Raw genomic sequence first — 14254 nt, 5'->3', positions numbered from 1 at the left:
GCCCGCCGTGGTCGGCCTGGCCTTCCTGGTGCTGCCCTTCGTCGGCCTGCTCGTCCGGGCGCCCTGGCGGGCCATGCCGCAGCTGCTCAGCGGCGACGTGGTCTGGCCCGCGCTGCGCCTGTCGTTGATCACGGCGACGGCCGCGACGGCGGTGTCGCTGCTGCTGGGCGTGCCGCTCGCCTGGCTGCTGGCCCGCACCGAGTTCCCCGGGCGACGGCTCGCCCGCACCCTGGTCACCCTGCCGCTCGTGATGCCCCCCGTCGTCGGCGGCGTCGCGCTGCTGCTGGTCCTCGGCCGCAACGGCGTCCTCGGCCGCTGGCTCGACAGCGCCTTCGGCATCACGCTGCCGTTCACCACGGCCGGCGTCGTCGTCGCCGAGGCGTTCGTCGCGATGCCGTTCCTGGTGCTCAGCGTCGAGGGCGCGCTGGGCGGCGCCGACACCCGCTACGAGGAGGCCGCGCTGACGCTCGGCGCCTCCCGGTTCCAGGTCTTCCGGCGGGTGACCCTGCCGTTGATCGCCCCCGGCGTCGGCGCGGGCGCGGTGCTGGCCTGGGCCCGTGCGCTGGGCGAGTTCGGCGCGACCATCACCTTCGCGGGGAACTTCCCCGGCACCACGCAGACCCTGCCGCTGGCCGTCTACCTGCAGCTGCAGGACAGTCCCGACGCGGCGGTGGCGCTCAGCCTGGTGCTGCTCGCCGTCTCGCTCGCGGTCCTGCTCGCGCTGCGCGGCCGCTGGACGACGGGAGCGCAGGCATGACCCCGCAGCCCTCCTCGCCCGCGCTGGACGCGCGGCTTGTCGTCGACCGCGGCGCGTTCTCGCTCGACCTGCCGCTGACCGTCGCCTCCGGCGAGGTCGTCGCCCTGCTCGGTCCCAACGGCGCGGGCAAGACCACCGCGCTGCGCGCGCTGGCCGGCCTCGCCAAACTGACCGGTGGTCACCTCCGGCTCGACGGCACGCTGCTGGAGGACCCGGCGGCGCGCGTCCGGGTGCCGACCGAGCTACGGCCCGTCGGTGTGGTCTTCCAGGACTACCTGCTCTTCCCGCACCTGTCCGCGCTCGACAACGTCGCCTTCGGACTGCGCGCCCACGGCCACCCCAAGCACGAGGCCCGCGCCCACGCACACGAATGGCTCGACCGTGTCGGCCTCGCCGACCTCGCGCGCTCACGCCCGCGCGCCCTGTCCGGCGGCCAGGCGCAGCGCGTCGCGCTGGCCCGCGCCCTCGCGCCCCGGCCGCGGCTGCTGCTCCTGGACGAGCCCATGGCCGCCCTGGACGCGCGCACCCGGCTGGAGGTCCGCACCACGCTGCGCCGCCACCTGGCCGCGTTCGAGGCGGTCGCCGTGCTGGTCACCCACGACCCGCTGGACGCCATGGTGCTGGCGGACCGTCTGGTCGTGCTGGAGCACGGCCGCGCGGTCCAGCAGGGGACGCCCGCCGACATCGCCCGCCACCCGCGCAGCGACTACATCGCGCGCCTCGTCGGCCTCAACCTGTTCCGCGGCACGGCCGGCGGCCACGAGGTTACCCTCGACGACGGGCCTGCCCTCGCCGTCGCGGACGCCGTCGACGGCCCGGTCTTCGCCGCGTTCGCACCGGCGGCCGTCACCGTCCACCGTGCCCGCCCGGACACCAGCGCGCGCAACCAGTGGCCGGTCACCGTCGTCGGCATGGAGCGCCACGGCGACCAGGTCCGCCTCGACCTCGCCGGGCCGCTCCGCCTCACCGCGGACCTCACCCCGGCGGCCGTCGCCGACCTCGCCCTCCACGAGGGCAGCGAGGTCTGGGCGGCGGTCAAGGCGTCCCAGACCCGCGCCTACCCGGCGTAGAGCCCGACCGTGGCGTGCCGTCCAGCGCGGCGGCTCCTCAGACGTCGGCCAGGGCTTCGGCCTCGGCCAGGTCTTCGGCGGCGGTCGGGCCGGCGACGGCCGGGGTCTCGTCCAGGACGCCGCGGACGAAGGGAAGCACCCACAGGGCGACCATCCCCGCGAAGGAGACCACCCCTCCGGCCGTCAGCAGGGTCACGCTGCCGAAGGCCGCGGACAGCGACGGCACCAGCATCAGGCCGAAGGGCAGCAAGGCCACGGAGACCAGGTAGTCGTAACTGAAGATCTGCCCGAGGACGGCGTCGGGCACCCGTGCCTGCAGCGTCGCGGACCAGCAGATGTCGCCGACGGACAGGCCGACGCCGCCGACCGCGGCGGCGGCCAGCAGCGCGGCGAGCGGCAAACCCGCCCCGAGGCCGAGGTCGACCGCGCCGAAGATCCCCACCCCGGCCACCGCGACGACCAGCACGCGCGCCACCCGCATCCGGTTGGCCAGGACCGCGCCGAGCAGCGTCCCCGCGCCGATCGAGGCCTGCAGGTAGCCCCAGGAGTGCGCGCCCCCGTACCGCTGGTCCACCACGAGGGCGCCGGCGACCAGAAAGGGTGCCCACACCATCAGATGCCAGACCGCCGCGTACGCGTCGACCGCGACGAGCCAGGGCTGGCTGCGGAAGTACCGCCAGCTGGAACGCATCTGCGCGAGCACCGAGTCGTCGGTACTGCCCTGGGCGTCGACCGCCACCCGCAGCATCAGCACAGCGGAGGCGGCGTAGCCCACCGCGCACGCGCTCCACGCCCCGGCCAGGCCCGTCAGCGGCGTCAGGGCGCCGGCCAGGGCCGGGCCGGCGATGCCGCTGAGGGAGCCGACCAGACTGCGGATGCTGTTCGCGGCCTGCAGGTTGGCCGGTGTGACGGTCCTTGGGAACAGCGCCCGGTAGGCCGGGAACAGCAGGGCCTGATTGGCGCCGTTGACCGCGGCGAGGGCGCAGAGCGCCGTCGCCGAGGCGGCATGGCTCCACAGCAGCGCCGCCAGCAGCACGCAGGTGACGGCACTGACGACGTCGGCCATGACGACCAGGCGACGGCGCGAGAAGCGGTCGCTGACGACTCCTCCGATGAAGAGGAACACCACTGCGGGCGCCGCCTCGGCCGCGAGGACGGCGCTCAGCGTACGCGGCCCGTGCGCGGTGGAGAGCACCGTCATGACGAGCAGCACCGGCACGGCCGGGCCGGCCAGCGCGGAGCAGATCCTGCTGGTCAGGAGGGTCCGGAAGGGAGGCTCGGGTGGGACGGAGAGCATCAGCGCGGTGTCCTTCGCGGTCAGGTGGGGCTTCCGGCGGCGCGGGCGATCCGTGTCAGCCGTGCGGTGAGCGACTCGTACTGGTCCTGCTCGGCGCCGACCCGCTCGAAGCGCGCGCCGCCCGCCGAGGCGGACAGCAGCAGCCCGGTGCCGTCGGCGCCGGGCGCCGCGCCGCTGCGGAAGTAGGGCTGCCTTTTTCCGGCGGTGGCCAGGACCGCATCGGTCCAGCGGAGTTTCTCCACGACCACGGGGACGTAGCCCAGGTGTACCCAGGACATGTCGGCGCCGTAGGAGAGCGCGGTCCAGCCGCCCTGGCGCGCGGCCACCGCGAGGGCCCGCAGGAAGGCCCGCCGGCAGTCGGCGAGCCCCTGCTCGAGGCTGTACACGTCCCCGACGAGCGTCCGGGTGAGGTCCAACTGCCTTCCCGTGACCAGGAGGTCCAGCCGTGACAGGTCCTCGGACCGCAGCAGCGCGCCGCCGCAGATCCGGCCGCCCTGTCGTACCAGCGCGACCACGGCGTGCGGCCGGGCCAGTTGTCGGAACCGGGCCAGGTTCTGCGCGCCGTGCGGGGCGCGCCCGCGTGCGTACAACTCCCGTACCAGGATCGGGAAGTAGAGCTCCTCCTCGAGCCGGTCCAGCCCGAACTCACGGACGCTGGTGAGTTCCAGGCGGAGCCCGTGCGCCCGCCAGGCTGCGAGAGAGGCGGACAACGCGAGACGGCTCTTGCGGTCACCGGGGTGCGGATCGGAGTGCAGGTCCCGCACGCAGTGCCACTCGGAGGCCAGCGGTCGGAAGCCATCGCGCAGCAGCACCTGCGCGGCCCAGGAGCCCGCCTCGGCCGAGACGAGCACACCGGCCCCCATGCTCAGCAGCAGTGCGCTCAACACCTCGGTCGGCTCGGAACCGAGGCGGTGGAGCTTGGCCGTGGGCCATGCGGTCCCCGCCCCCGTCTCGGCCCCCACCATCTTGGTCCCCGCCGTGCCGGTCACACGGTCACCCCAGCCGTTCCATGAGGTCCGTCGCCACCGCCGCCGACACCCGGTACCGACGCCTGCTCGGCTGGTGCGCGAAGACGAAGCCGCCGTTGAGCTGCCGGCCGATGATCCCCGGTCCGCGCAGATCGGCGGGCGCCTCCTGTTTCGCCGCTCCGGGCACGACGTAGGGGTAGCGGAAGGCGGGTGCCTGCGCGGCCGCCGAGTCGAGCAGCCGGGACAGCGCGTCCAGGGAACCCAGCTCGGCCAGGGACGACGGCAGGAAGACCAGCCGTCGGGCCATGTCCTCGGCCACCGGGCAGTCGCCGCTGAGGTCCGCGCCGGCCGGCTCCAGATACGGCGGGGTGACCGGGTGCGTGATCAGCGGGATCCGCTCGGCCATCGCGACCCGGTGCAGGTCGCGCGCCGAGACCGGGTAGTCGGCGGGCAGCAGGAACGGCACCACGACGGTGATGCCCGGGGTGTCCACCGCCCGCGGCGGAGCCAGCGGCTCCAGCGCCGTGGCCGAGGCGACGTGCTCCCGGAGCCGCTGTGCCTCCTCGACCTTGCTTCCGTGCTGCTCCTTGAGCCAGGAGACCTGGAGCTCCAGCGCCGAGGCCAGTCGGTCGGACGAGGTGTACCGCCGGGCGCGCCGGGTCCAGGTGAGGTTCTCGTAGTGGTGCCGCAGGATGCCGCGGAGTTCGTCGAAAAGGTCGCCGTCGTCGACCAGGAGCAGTCCGCCGCCGCCCGGCAGTCCGAGCGGCTTGGCCTGACCGAGGCTGATCACCGCGGCGGTGAAGCCGTCCGTCGCGCGCGACGCGGCGGGGGCACCGAAGATCGACAGGGTGCAGTCCAGCACCCGCGGCGCGAACGCCGCGCGCAGCTCCGGCGCGAAGTGGTGCGCTCCGACGGTGCCGCCCCAGGGCTGGATCAGCACAGAGGGGCTGCCGCCGGCCGGCTCGATCGGCTCGCCCCTGCGGTCCACGTCGTAGAACACCGGGCGTGCGCCCACCGCCTCCACAGCGCTGGTCAGCGTCCAGCAGCCGAGGCCGGGAACCCCCACGGCACTGCCGCGGCCCCCCTCCGGGCAGGAAGCGGTCAGCGCGTCGAGGATGAGGGAGAGCGCGGCGCTGCCGGAGTCCAGGAGCAGCATGCGGTCGTAGCCGAGCCAGTCCTGCAGGGCCTTTGGCGGGGTCGTGGCTTCGGCGGGGTCAGCGTAGGCAGGCATCGATCGACCTCATGAGGAGATGGGCCGCCGTGGCCGCGTCGGCTATGCCCGCGGTGTCGGCCGGTGCGAACTCGGTGAGCATGAACTGGCGCACGGGACGCCCGTGCGCGGCCGCAGCCTCGATCACGGCCATGAGCTCGCCCAGGCCGAGGCCGTCCGGGAGCGGGTTGGTGACGGCCGGCATGATGTGCGGGTCGAGCACGTCGATGTCGACGGAGAGCGCGGTGTACCCGACCTCGCGGGCACCCGTCGCGGCGGGGGCGTCCCGGGCGGCGAGGGCGTCCAGGGTCTCGCAGAGGACGTCGATCGACGCGCAGGCGACCCGGTTGCGTCCGGGCAGTCGCGGCGGTCCCGGCACCAGGTCCCGCTGCCCGTACTGCAGTATCGCCAACTCCGGCTCGTCGCGCTCCAGGTAGCTGATGAAGTTGCCGTGGTGCGGGTACTCGCCGGTCAGTGCTGCGGCGTCCTCGTGTGCGTCGAGGTGCACCAGCCGCCGCAGTTCCGCGTCCCGGCAGCTCCAGTAGGACAGCGAGTCGTCCCCGCCGAGCACCACGAGCAGTCGGCAGGACTGCCGCAGTTCGCGCAGCACGGCCGGGATCTGCTTGAGATCGCTCCCCAGGTCCAGCGGATCGAGGATCAGGTCTCCGAAGTCCGCCAGCCGCAGACCGGCCAGGATCGAACGCCTGGCAGCGAGGTCGTACCAGCCGTCCGCGCGGTCGCGGCCGGCCGGGGCCAGCGCCGCGGTGACCCGGCGGAGCCTGGCCGGGCCGTTCCTGGCGAGGCTGGGTGCCCGGCTGCCGACGTCGCTGGGTAGGCCGACCACGACGACGTCCCAGTCGCCGTCGGCCGACCACGGTTCCCCGCCCAGGAAGCGTCGGGCGGAGTGCTTGATCCTCATCAGTGGCCCGCCCCCACCAGCTGCGCGGGCTCCGGACGGGCGGACGCGAGCAGCGCCTCGGCGGTCGCGTACGCCTCCTCCAGCCACGGGCAGGCGGAGTCCAGCGACGTCGTGCCCTCGTTGCGGATCAGCGCCTCCAGCACGCGGTAGGGCACGTGCCGCAGCCGCACCTCGGCGAAGCGCAGGGCGCGTGCCCGCGCCGGGTTCTCCGGCTGGGCCTGCCGGGCGGCGGTGACGAGACGGTCGAGCAGGGTCTCGTGCCGCTCCAGGTACCGCGCGCGGAACTCGCCGCGGAACAGGTCCCGGATCCGCAGCACCCGTCCGTCGATGTAGAGGTCGTCGAGTTCCGGGAGCAGCTCCAGGTCGAACGGCTTGCCGCGCAGGTTCTCGTAGAACGTCCGCAGCGGAGTGCCGGGGTAGAGCATGAGCTCGGTGAAGTAGTGGTCGCTGTTGGGCTCGTCGACCAGGTCCGCGCGGCGCAGGAACACCAGGTTGAGCGCGAGGTCCTCCAGCGTCTGGTGCGGGTAGAACATGATGTAGTCCACCCCCACGCCGAGCCCCAGGCGCTGGAGCGCGCTGACGGCCTGGACGCTCTGGACCGCGGTGGCCGGCTTGCCGAAGTTCTTCTTCCCCAGGAAGTCCAGCTCCCGGTCCGAGCCGGCCTCGATGCCCATCTCCACGAACCGCAGGCCGCACTCCTTGAGGTACGGCAGCTTGTCCTCCAGGGCGATCAGGTGGCCCACCGTGGCCGAGGTGCTCCAGGTGAGGTCGGGAAAGGCCTCGTGCAGGGCCCCGGCGAAGGCGAGCACCCGCGACCGCGAGGTGAAGAAGTCGGCGTCCATGAAGTAGGCGTGCTCGAACGGCTCCTCGTCCATCGCCTCGCGCAGCCAGCCGACGAGCTGGTCGGGCTTGGCGCTGCGGTACTTGTCCGGCATGGCGATGATCGAGCAGAAGTAGCACTTCATCGGGCAGCTGCGGCTGGTGGTCAGCGCGACCGCGCTCCGGGTGCGCCGGTCCACGTGGTCGTTGTAGACCAGCCGGGTGGTCGTGCCCACCGCCACCTTGCTGCGGAACGGGTTCACCCACTCGTCGGTCTCCACGGTGGGTCCGACCGGCGGCAGCACCGAGGTGCCGTCCGCGGTCCGCACGCCCACGCCCGGGATCGGCGGCGCGTCGAACGGCAGGCCCTCCAGGTGACGCAGCAGCAGCTCGGTGAAGGGCCGCTCGCCCTCGCCCGCCACCACGGCGTCGAAGATGTGGCCGTAGCAGGCCACGAACTCGGACCACGCCAGCGTCGCGTGGGGACCTCCGGCGATCAGCCGGACGCCGGGCAGCAGCCTTCGCAGCTCCTGCGCCCACGCGATCACCGTGGGGACGTGGGAGGAGTAGACGGAGAAGGCGACCACCTCGACGCCGTGCGCGGCCAGCCGCCGCATGGGCGCGAGGTCGGCCTTCTCGTACCCGGCGAAGTCGTACAGCCGGACGTCGACCCGCTCGCCGAGCTTGTCCTCCGCGTAGGCGGCGATGTTCATCAGGCCCAGCGGAAGCACCAGCTGCGGGCCCTCGTCGTAGGGCGCCGAGACCAGCGCGACCTGGCAGGGCGACAACCGGGCCGGGGCAGGTTCAGCCGTCGTCGTGCCGGGCACCGTCGTGTCAGCGGGTGAGTGCAGCATGCAGACTCCCTCGTGCCTCATCGGCCGTGTCGAAGTACGTGAACAGGCCCGGATAGCGGCCGACCAGCCCGCCGAGCTCCTCAGCGGGCCGGCCGGAGGCGAGTCGGTCGACCATGGCCTCACTGAGACGGATGATCTTCTGCCCGTCGTCCGCGTAGACGTAGCCGATGTCGCGTATGGCCGCGACGTTGTGACCGAACCCCAGATGTCTCATGTTCAGCGCTCCCGGTCCGATCCGACCCGTCGACTGCGTGGATGTGCCCGGCGTGCGGGACAGGGCCTAGCTGTAGCTCCGGCCCAGGACCGTCTCGAAGCCGTTGTCGTCGGGGTCGATCTCCTGGACGCCGGTCTCACCGAAGGCCTCGGTCTCCGACTGCAGTTCGAGGATGCCGTCGATCGCGGAGGGGCTCGTCGTCACGGTGACGGACAGGCCGAGCTCAGCGTCGGTCTCGTGCGCGTTGTTCTCCATGTGTCCAGCCCTTCTGCTTGAAGCAGCCTGCGGTTGCGGCTCCTTGACGGTCCATGCTGCGGGTGCGAGGTCGCGTCGCACTCAGTTCCGCCTGGAGGCGCCGGGGTGCGTGGCGGATGGTTGCGGACGAGCATGGTCACGGAAGCAGACGCATCACCGAGGAGGCGGTTTCGATGAAGGCGATCGTGGTGACGGACGAGGCCGTGGGAACGGCTGGGATGACGCTGGTGGAGCGTCCGGTGCCGCAGGCGGCGATCAACGACGTGATCGTCGAGATTCACGCGTCCGGGTACGTTCCGACCGAGGTGGAGTGGGCCTCGACCTGGACCGACCGTGCGGGTCGTGACCGGGCGCCGTCGATTCTGGGGCACGAGCTGGCCGGCGTGGTCTCCGCGCTCGGTTACGGCACGACCGGGCTGTCGGTGGGACAGCGGGTGTTCGGCCTCGCCGACTGGCATCGCGACGGCACCCTGGCGCAGTACGTGGCGATCGAGGCGCGCAATCTTGCCCCCTTGCCGGGCGACGTCGATTTCACGGTGGGCGCGAGCCTGCCGATCTCGGGTTTGACCGCGTGGCAGGGACTGTTCCAGCACGGCCGTCTTCAGGCGGGACAGAGCGTGCTCGCGCACGGCGCAGCCGGCGCCGTGGGGACGATGGTGACCGAACTCGCACGCGAGGCCGGCGCCTACGTCATCGGCACCGGACGGGCCGCCGACCGCCAGAAGGCGCTCGATTTCGGCGCGCACGAGTTCGTCGACCTCGAGAGCGACACCCTCGAAGACGTCGGCGGGGTCGACGTGGTCTTCGACGTCATCGGCGGCGACATCCAGAAGCGATCCGCAGACCTGATCCGGGCGGGAGGGACACTGGTGACCGTCGTCGGGCCGCCGGAGGCGCGCCCCGCCCACGGTGTGGCGATCGATTTCGTCGTCGAGTCGGACCGTGCCCAGCTGGGGGAGATCGTCCAGCGGGTACGGGACGGACGGCTGCGCACGAACATCGACAGCGTCGCGGCCCTCGACGATGCCGTCGCCGCGCTCAACCCGACGGAGCGGCGCAAGGGCAAGACCATCATCCGCGTCCGCCCATGAACGATCACGCTGCTCCGTTTCAGTGGTCGGACCGAGGGGCGTCTTGATCGTCCCTTCGGGTAGCCTCGGCGTGTGAACCTCTACTGGCACGCGGTCCTGCCTCCGCTGCGCGCCTGACCGGGCGCACCCGTTGATGGCCTGACCTCCGAACACGGCCCGGCGACAGTCCGGGTGCCGTGGCGTGCGCCCGTTGCGAATCCGATTCCCCGAACGGTTCTCGACAACGGAAGTTCACGACTGTGACTGTGCCGAACCGCACGACTTCTTCTGCCTCTTCCTCCACGACGTCTCCGTCCGCCGCGCCCGCCTCCGTCCGCCCCGCGCAGCGGCACGACCTGCTGCGCGGGCCTGTCCCGGTCCTGGTCACCGCGCTGATCTGGGGTACCACCGGGACCGTCGCCTCCTTCGCCCCGGCCGGCGCCACGCCGGTCGGGGTCGGGGCCGCCGGGCTGGTGCTCGGCGGGCTGCTGCTCCTGCTCACCAGCCGCGCGGCCCGCACCCTGGTGTTCCGCTGCACCGGCGCGGAGCGCCGGCTGCTGGGGCTCGGCGCCGTCGCCGTGGCCGGTTACCCGCTCAGCTTCTACCCGGCGCTGGCGAGCTCCGGTGTCGCGGTCGCGACGGTCGTCGCACTCGGCAGCGCGCCGGTCTTCACCGGCCTGCTGGCGTGGCTGACGGGCGGTGCGAGGCCCACGGCGCGCTGGGGGACCGCGACCGCGGCGGCCGTCCTCGGCTGCGCGGTGCTGGTGCTCGGCCCCGACCTGGCCTCCGGCGCCGCGCCGGTCCACCTGCTCGGCGTCGGCCTGGCCGCCGTCTCCGGGTTGTCCTACGCCGGCTACTCCCTGGTCGGCGGTCGGCTGATCACCCACGGGCACGCCTCCGACGGCGTGCTCGGCACGATGTTCGGCGGTGCGGCGCTGCTCGTGCTGCCCGTGCTCGTGGTCCAGGGCGCGGGCTGGCTGGCGACCCCGCGGGGTGCGGCGGTGGTGCTGCACCTGGCGGTGGTCACCACCTTCCTCGCCTACCGCGTCTTCGGCTACGCCCTGCGCCGCACCAGTGCGCAGGTCGCGACGACGCTGACGCTGGCCGAGCCCGCGGTCGCGGCCGTGCTCGGCGTGGTGGTGCTCGGTGAGCGGCTGCCGCTCGTCTCCTGGTGCGGCTTGGCGGTGCTGGCCCTGGCGCTGGCGTTCCTGGTTGTCCAGGCACCCGCGGCCCGGCGCCGGGGTCACTGAGCCCGGCGGCAGAGCACCCGCGTGGACCGGCGCGTCGCCACGCGCCGGTCCGCGTCGCGGCCCAGGATGGACCGCAGGCGAACCGGGTGGCAGCGGATCCGACGGAGGGGCACGGCGCATGGGTGTGCGGGAACGGCTGCGGTCACGGCTGGGCTCGGGGCACGGGTCGACATCCGCGTCGCGGCCGGTGCCGCGGCGCCGGTTGACGGCGGCGGCAGCCGTGGCGACGGTGGCGGCGCTGATGGCGTCCTGCGGCAGCGGCAGTACGGCGGCGTCGAGCACGCCGTCCTCGCCCGGTCCTGCCTCCGCGGGCCAGGCCGGTCCGGCGGGTACGCCCGGCGCGGGTCTGAGCGCGAGCGCCTCCGGTGAGGCCGTCGTCCGCTCTGTGCCCTCGCCGTCGCCGTGGGCAGAGCAGCGGCTCGCGCGGGCCGTCAGCAACCACGGCGGCAAGACCGCGACGGCGCCCGCCAACCGGGTCACTGCCCGCGTCGGGGCGATCTTCGCGCACAGCGGCAAGGGGGACCACTTCTGCACCGGCAGCGTCGTGCAGAGCCAGGGGCAGAGCATCGTGGTGACCGCCGCCCACTGCGTCCACAGCGGCAAGGGCGGCGGCTACAACACCGACATCGTCTTCGTGCCCGGCTACCGTGACGGCACGGAGCCGCAGGGGGAGTGGCCGATCCGCAGCATCGTGGTCGACCAGCGCTGGATCGACTCCAGCGACGCGGATCTGGACGTGGCCTTCCTCGTGCTCGGCACGGTGCAGGACAAGCCCATCGCGTCGGTGCTGGGCGGCAACAGACTCGGCGTCAACTTCGGCTTCGGGCGCACCGTCGCGCTGACGGGGTACCCGGCGAACGCGGGCGAGCCGATCGCCTGCTTCAACACCACCTCGCAGCAGAGCGACCACCAGATGAAGATCGCCTGCCCGGCCTTCCCCGGCGGCACCAGCGGCAGCCCCTGGCTCACCGCCTTCGACCGCGCCACCGGCACGGGCACGGTGATCGGGGTCATCGGCGGCTACCAGCAGGGCGGCGACACCCCGGACGTCTCCTACAGCCCGTACTTCGACGACGACGTGCTCGCGCTCTACAACCAGGCCGTGGCCGAAGGCGGCTGAGCCGGAGCCCGTATAACGCGGCGGACCGACTCGATCAGCCGGCCGTGCGGCGCGCGGTCACCTCGATCTCGATCTTCATGCGCTTGTCCGACAGGGCGCAGCCCATCATGGTGGCGGCCGGCGGGGCCTCGCCGAAGCAGCGGAGCAGGACGGGCCAGCAGGACTCGAAGTCGGCGGGGTCGGGCAGCAGGTAGCGGACCCGCACCACGTCCGCGAACGTGCAGTCGGCCTGGGCGAGCGCGACCCCGATGTTGCGCAGGCACTGCTCGGCCTGCTCGACCACGTCGTCGGAGATGGTCATGGTGGCGTAGTCGAATCCGGTCGTCCCGGACACGTGCACCCAGTCGCCGTCGACGACGGCGCGGGCGTAGCCGATCTGCTTCTCGAAGGTCGATCCGCTGAGGATGTAACGTCGTTCCGTCATGCTCCGAACGCTAGGGGAGCTGCGGCGATACGTCTAATAGCGTCTGAGGCATGACCTGATATCTCTAGGACTATGTCACGTCCCGAGGTCCCGCTGCCGCAGCTCCACGCGTTCACCGTGCTCGCCGAGGAGCTCCACTTCGGCCGCGCGGCGGCCCGGTTGGGCATCGCGCAGCCGCCACTCAGCCAGCAGATCCGGCGGCTGGAGGAGAAGGTCGGGCACCCGCTCTTCGACCGCGGTTCGGGCGGGGTCGCGCTCACCGCGGCCGGGCGGGAGCTGCTGCCCGCCGCGCAGCGCGCGTTGGCCGAGATCGACGCAGGACTCCGGGCGGCCCGCAGCGTCGGCGGCGGAGAACGGGGTGTGCTGCGGATCGGCTTCGCCGCGTCCCTCGCCCTCACGGTTCTGCCGGACGTGCTGCGGACCTACCGGCGGCGATTTCCCGACGTGGAGCTGGACATCCGCGAGATGACCAGCTCACCGCAGCTGGACGCGCTGCGCGACGGCGCCCTCGACATCGGCCTGCTGCGTGAACCACCGCACGACACCCCGGAGTTCGGCTTCCGGACGGTACTGCGCGAGCCCTTCGTCGCGGTCCTCCCCGCCGGTCACCCCCTGGCGTCCCGCAGGGCCGTCCCGGTCGCCGAGCTGGCGGACGAACCGTTCGTGCTGCTGCCCCGGGCGGTCGGGCCCCAACTCCACGACCAGATCGTCGACCTGTGCGCGCAAGCCGGCTTCACGCCCCGGATCGCCCAACGCGCCGTGGAGTGGCAGACGATGGGCGCCCTCGTCCAGGCCGGGCTGGGCGTCACGCTGGCCCCGGCGAGCATCAGGCGCATCCACCTCGACGGGGTCGCCTACCGCCGGATCACGCCCGGGGACGCGCGCACCCGCGTCGCCGTCGCCTGGCGCCGGGACGACCACAGCCCGCTGGTCGCCAACCTGCTGTCCGTCGTCGGCGAGCAGGTGTAGCCGGACCGGCAGGGGGCGACCCGGATTCGGCAGGGCGGATCGGGCCCGGCGGGGTTCGAAGACGGTCCCTACGCCGTCCGCCCGCCCGCAGCCGTCGAGGCCGCCGCGGTCAGCGCGGTCAGGGCCGCGCGGATCGCGGGGCGGCTGTCGAGGTCGGCGCGCCAGGTGGCGTAGAGGTGCCGCTGGATCGACCGGCGGACCGGGAGCAGCCGGACCCCCGCCGGGGCCGGGCCACGGCCCAGCCGGGGCAGCACCGCGACGCCGAGACCCGCGGCGACCAGAGCCAGTTGGGTCTCGTGCTCCTCCGCGTGGTGGACGATGCGCGGCTCGATGTCCATGGCGCGCATGGTGAACACCAGCCAGTCGTAGCAGAACTCGCCCTCGCGCCAGCAGATCCACTCGTCCTCGGCGAAGTCCGCCAGCCCCACCTCGGCGCGGTCGGCCAGCGGATGGTCGGCCGGGACCGCCAGATCGACGGTGTCGGACATCAGCGGAGCCTTGAGCAGCCCGGCCGGGAGGGCGAACGGCCGGTTGGACCAGTCGACGAAGATCCCCAGATCCAGGTCGCCGCGGACCAGTTTGCGCACGCAACCCTCGGGCTCGGACTCCTGCACCCGCACGCGCAGCTCCGGATGCGCCGCGCGCAGCGTGGTCACCGCCTTGGGCAGCAGACCGCGCACCGCGGTGGGGAAGGCGCCGATCCGCAGTTCGCCGACCACCTCGCCGCGCTGCGCCTCCAGGTCGGCCCTGGCCCGCTCGACCTGGGCCAGGATCCCGGCGGCGTGCTCGGCCAGCAGCAGGCCGGCGTCGGTCAGCCGGATGCCCCGCCCGTGCTTGGCCAGCAGCCGCTGGCCGGCCTCCCGCTCCAGCTTGGCCAGCTGCTGGGAGATGGCCGAGGTGGTGATGTGCAGGCCGTCGGCAGCACCGGTGACCGAGCCGTGCCGGGCCACGGCGTCGAGGATGCGCAGGCGCTCCAGGTTCAACATGTAAGTGATCCTACGAGATAGCTGGAACAAAATCTCGCTTGTGCTTAGCTGTGCTGCCGACGGCCTGCACAT

15 protein-coding genes are annotated in these 14254 nt (G+C 73.0%); 6 read left to right on the top strand and 9 right to left on the bottom strand.

Translation table 11 applies throughout. From position 1 onward, the window contains the following. Positions 1-757 (top strand): ABC transporter permease (locus tag DN069_RS30945; RefSeq protein ID WP_111506549.1); only part of this gene is annotated, 757 nt, incomplete at its 5' end. Further along, positions 754-1827 carry an ABC transporter ATP-binding protein gene (locus DN069_RS30940; RefSeq protein ID WP_111506547.1) on the top strand — a complete coding sequence of 358 codons (1074 nt, stop codon included), beginning with the start codon at positions 754-756 and terminating at the stop codon, positions 1825-1827. The genes DN069_RS30945 and DN069_RS30940, both read left to right, overlap by 4 nt. 37 nt (positions 1828-1864) lie before the next feature. Here the strand turns inward: DN069_RS30940 and DN069_RS30935 are convergent, their stop codons facing one another. From DN069_RS30935 to DN069_RS30905, 7 genes are all read right to left on the bottom strand, one after another. Next, entirely contained in the window at positions 1865-3124 is a 1260-nt protein-coding gene (locus DN069_RS30935) for an MFS transporter (protein ID WP_111506546.1), read from the bottom strand. A 20-nt stretch (positions 3125-3144) separates the two neighbouring features. Next, a complete protein-coding gene (locus DN069_RS30930) occupies positions 3145-4113 on the bottom strand; it encodes a hypothetical protein (protein WP_111506545.1) in 969 nt (322 codons plus the stop codon). A gap of 4 nt (positions 4114-4117) precedes the next feature. After that, complete coding sequence (locus DN069_RS30925; protein WP_111506544.1) at positions 4118-5323, bottom strand: aspartate aminotransferase family protein; 1206 nt, start codon at positions 5321-5323, stop codon at positions 4118-4120. Then, on the bottom strand, positions 5307-6221 hold the full coding sequence (locus DN069_RS30920) for an arginase family protein (protein ID WP_111506543.1): 915 nt from the start codon (positions 6219-6221) through the stop codon (positions 5307-5309). The genes DN069_RS30925 and DN069_RS30920 overlap by 17 nt, the downstream gene beginning before the upstream one ends. Next, positions 6221-7894, bottom strand: coding sequence for a B12-binding domain-containing radical SAM protein (locus DN069_RS30915; RefSeq protein ID WP_165845716.1), 1674 nt, complete (start codon positions 7892-7894; stop codon positions 6221-6223). The genes DN069_RS30920 and DN069_RS30915 overlap by 1 nt, the downstream gene beginning before the upstream one ends. Further along, on the bottom strand, positions 7875-8108 hold the full coding sequence (locus tag DN069_RS30910; RefSeq protein WP_111506541.1) for a hypothetical protein: 234 nt from the start codon (positions 8106-8108) through the stop codon (positions 7875-7877). The genes DN069_RS30915 and DN069_RS30910 overlap by 20 nt, the downstream gene beginning before the upstream one ends. 66 nt (positions 8109-8174) lie before the next feature. Further along, a complete protein-coding gene (locus DN069_RS30905) occupies positions 8175-8363 on the bottom strand; it encodes a hypothetical protein (protein ID WP_111506540.1) in 189 nt (62 codons plus the stop codon). A gap of 173 nt (positions 8364-8536) precedes the next feature. Between DN069_RS30905 and DN069_RS30900 the strand changes: the two genes are divergently transcribed. The 3 genes from DN069_RS30900 to DN069_RS30890 all read left to right on the top strand — a co-directional run bounded on the left by DN069_RS30900 (position 8537) and on the right by DN069_RS30890 (position 11803). Continuing rightward, complete coding sequence (locus DN069_RS30900; RefSeq protein ID WP_111506539.1) at positions 8537-9454, top strand: NADP-dependent oxidoreductase; 918 nt, start codon at positions 8537-8539, stop codon at positions 9452-9454. Positions 9455-9699: 245 nt separating this feature from the next. Continuing rightward, positions 9700-10683 carry a DMT family transporter gene (locus DN069_RS30895; RefSeq protein ID WP_111506538.1) on the top strand — a complete coding sequence of 328 codons (984 nt, stop codon included), beginning with the start codon at positions 9700-9702 and terminating at the stop codon, positions 10681-10683. A gap of 220 nt (positions 10684-10903) precedes the next feature. Beyond that, positions 10904-11803 carry a trypsin-like serine peptidase gene (locus tag DN069_RS30890; protein WP_243639962.1) on the top strand — a complete coding sequence of 300 codons (900 nt, stop codon included), beginning with the start codon at positions 10904-10906 and terminating at the stop codon, positions 11801-11803. Positions 11804-11837: 34 nt separating this feature from the next. Here the strand turns inward: DN069_RS30890 and DN069_RS30885 are convergent, their stop codons facing one another. Then, complete coding sequence (locus tag DN069_RS30885; protein ID WP_111506537.1) at positions 11838-12227, bottom strand: RidA family protein; 390 nt, start codon at positions 12225-12227, stop codon at positions 11838-11840. 72 nt (positions 12228-12299) lie between these two features. Between DN069_RS30885 and DN069_RS30880 the strand changes: the two genes are divergently transcribed. Then, a complete protein-coding gene (locus DN069_RS30880) occupies positions 12300-13196 on the top strand; it encodes a LysR family transcriptional regulator (RefSeq protein ID WP_111506536.1) in 897 nt (298 codons plus the stop codon). A gap of 68 nt (positions 13197-13264) precedes the next feature. Here DN069_RS30880 and DN069_RS30875 read toward each other — a convergent pair whose 3' ends face one another. Then, positions 13265-14182 (bottom strand): LysR family transcriptional regulator, encoded by a 918-nt coding sequence (locus DN069_RS30875; protein ID WP_111506535.1) that lies wholly within the window; start codon positions 14180-14182, stop codon positions 13265-13267. Positions 14183-14254 lie beyond the last annotated feature (72 nt).

This window comes from Streptacidiphilus pinicola (genome assembly GCF_003258295.1).
GTDB classification, from domain to species: Bacteria; Actinomycetota; Actinomycetes; order Streptomycetales; family Streptomycetaceae; genus Streptacidiphilus; species Streptacidiphilus pinicola.
The sequence above is the reverse complement of the archived record's forward strand: the minus strand, read 5'-3'. Positions and strand labels throughout refer to the sequence as shown.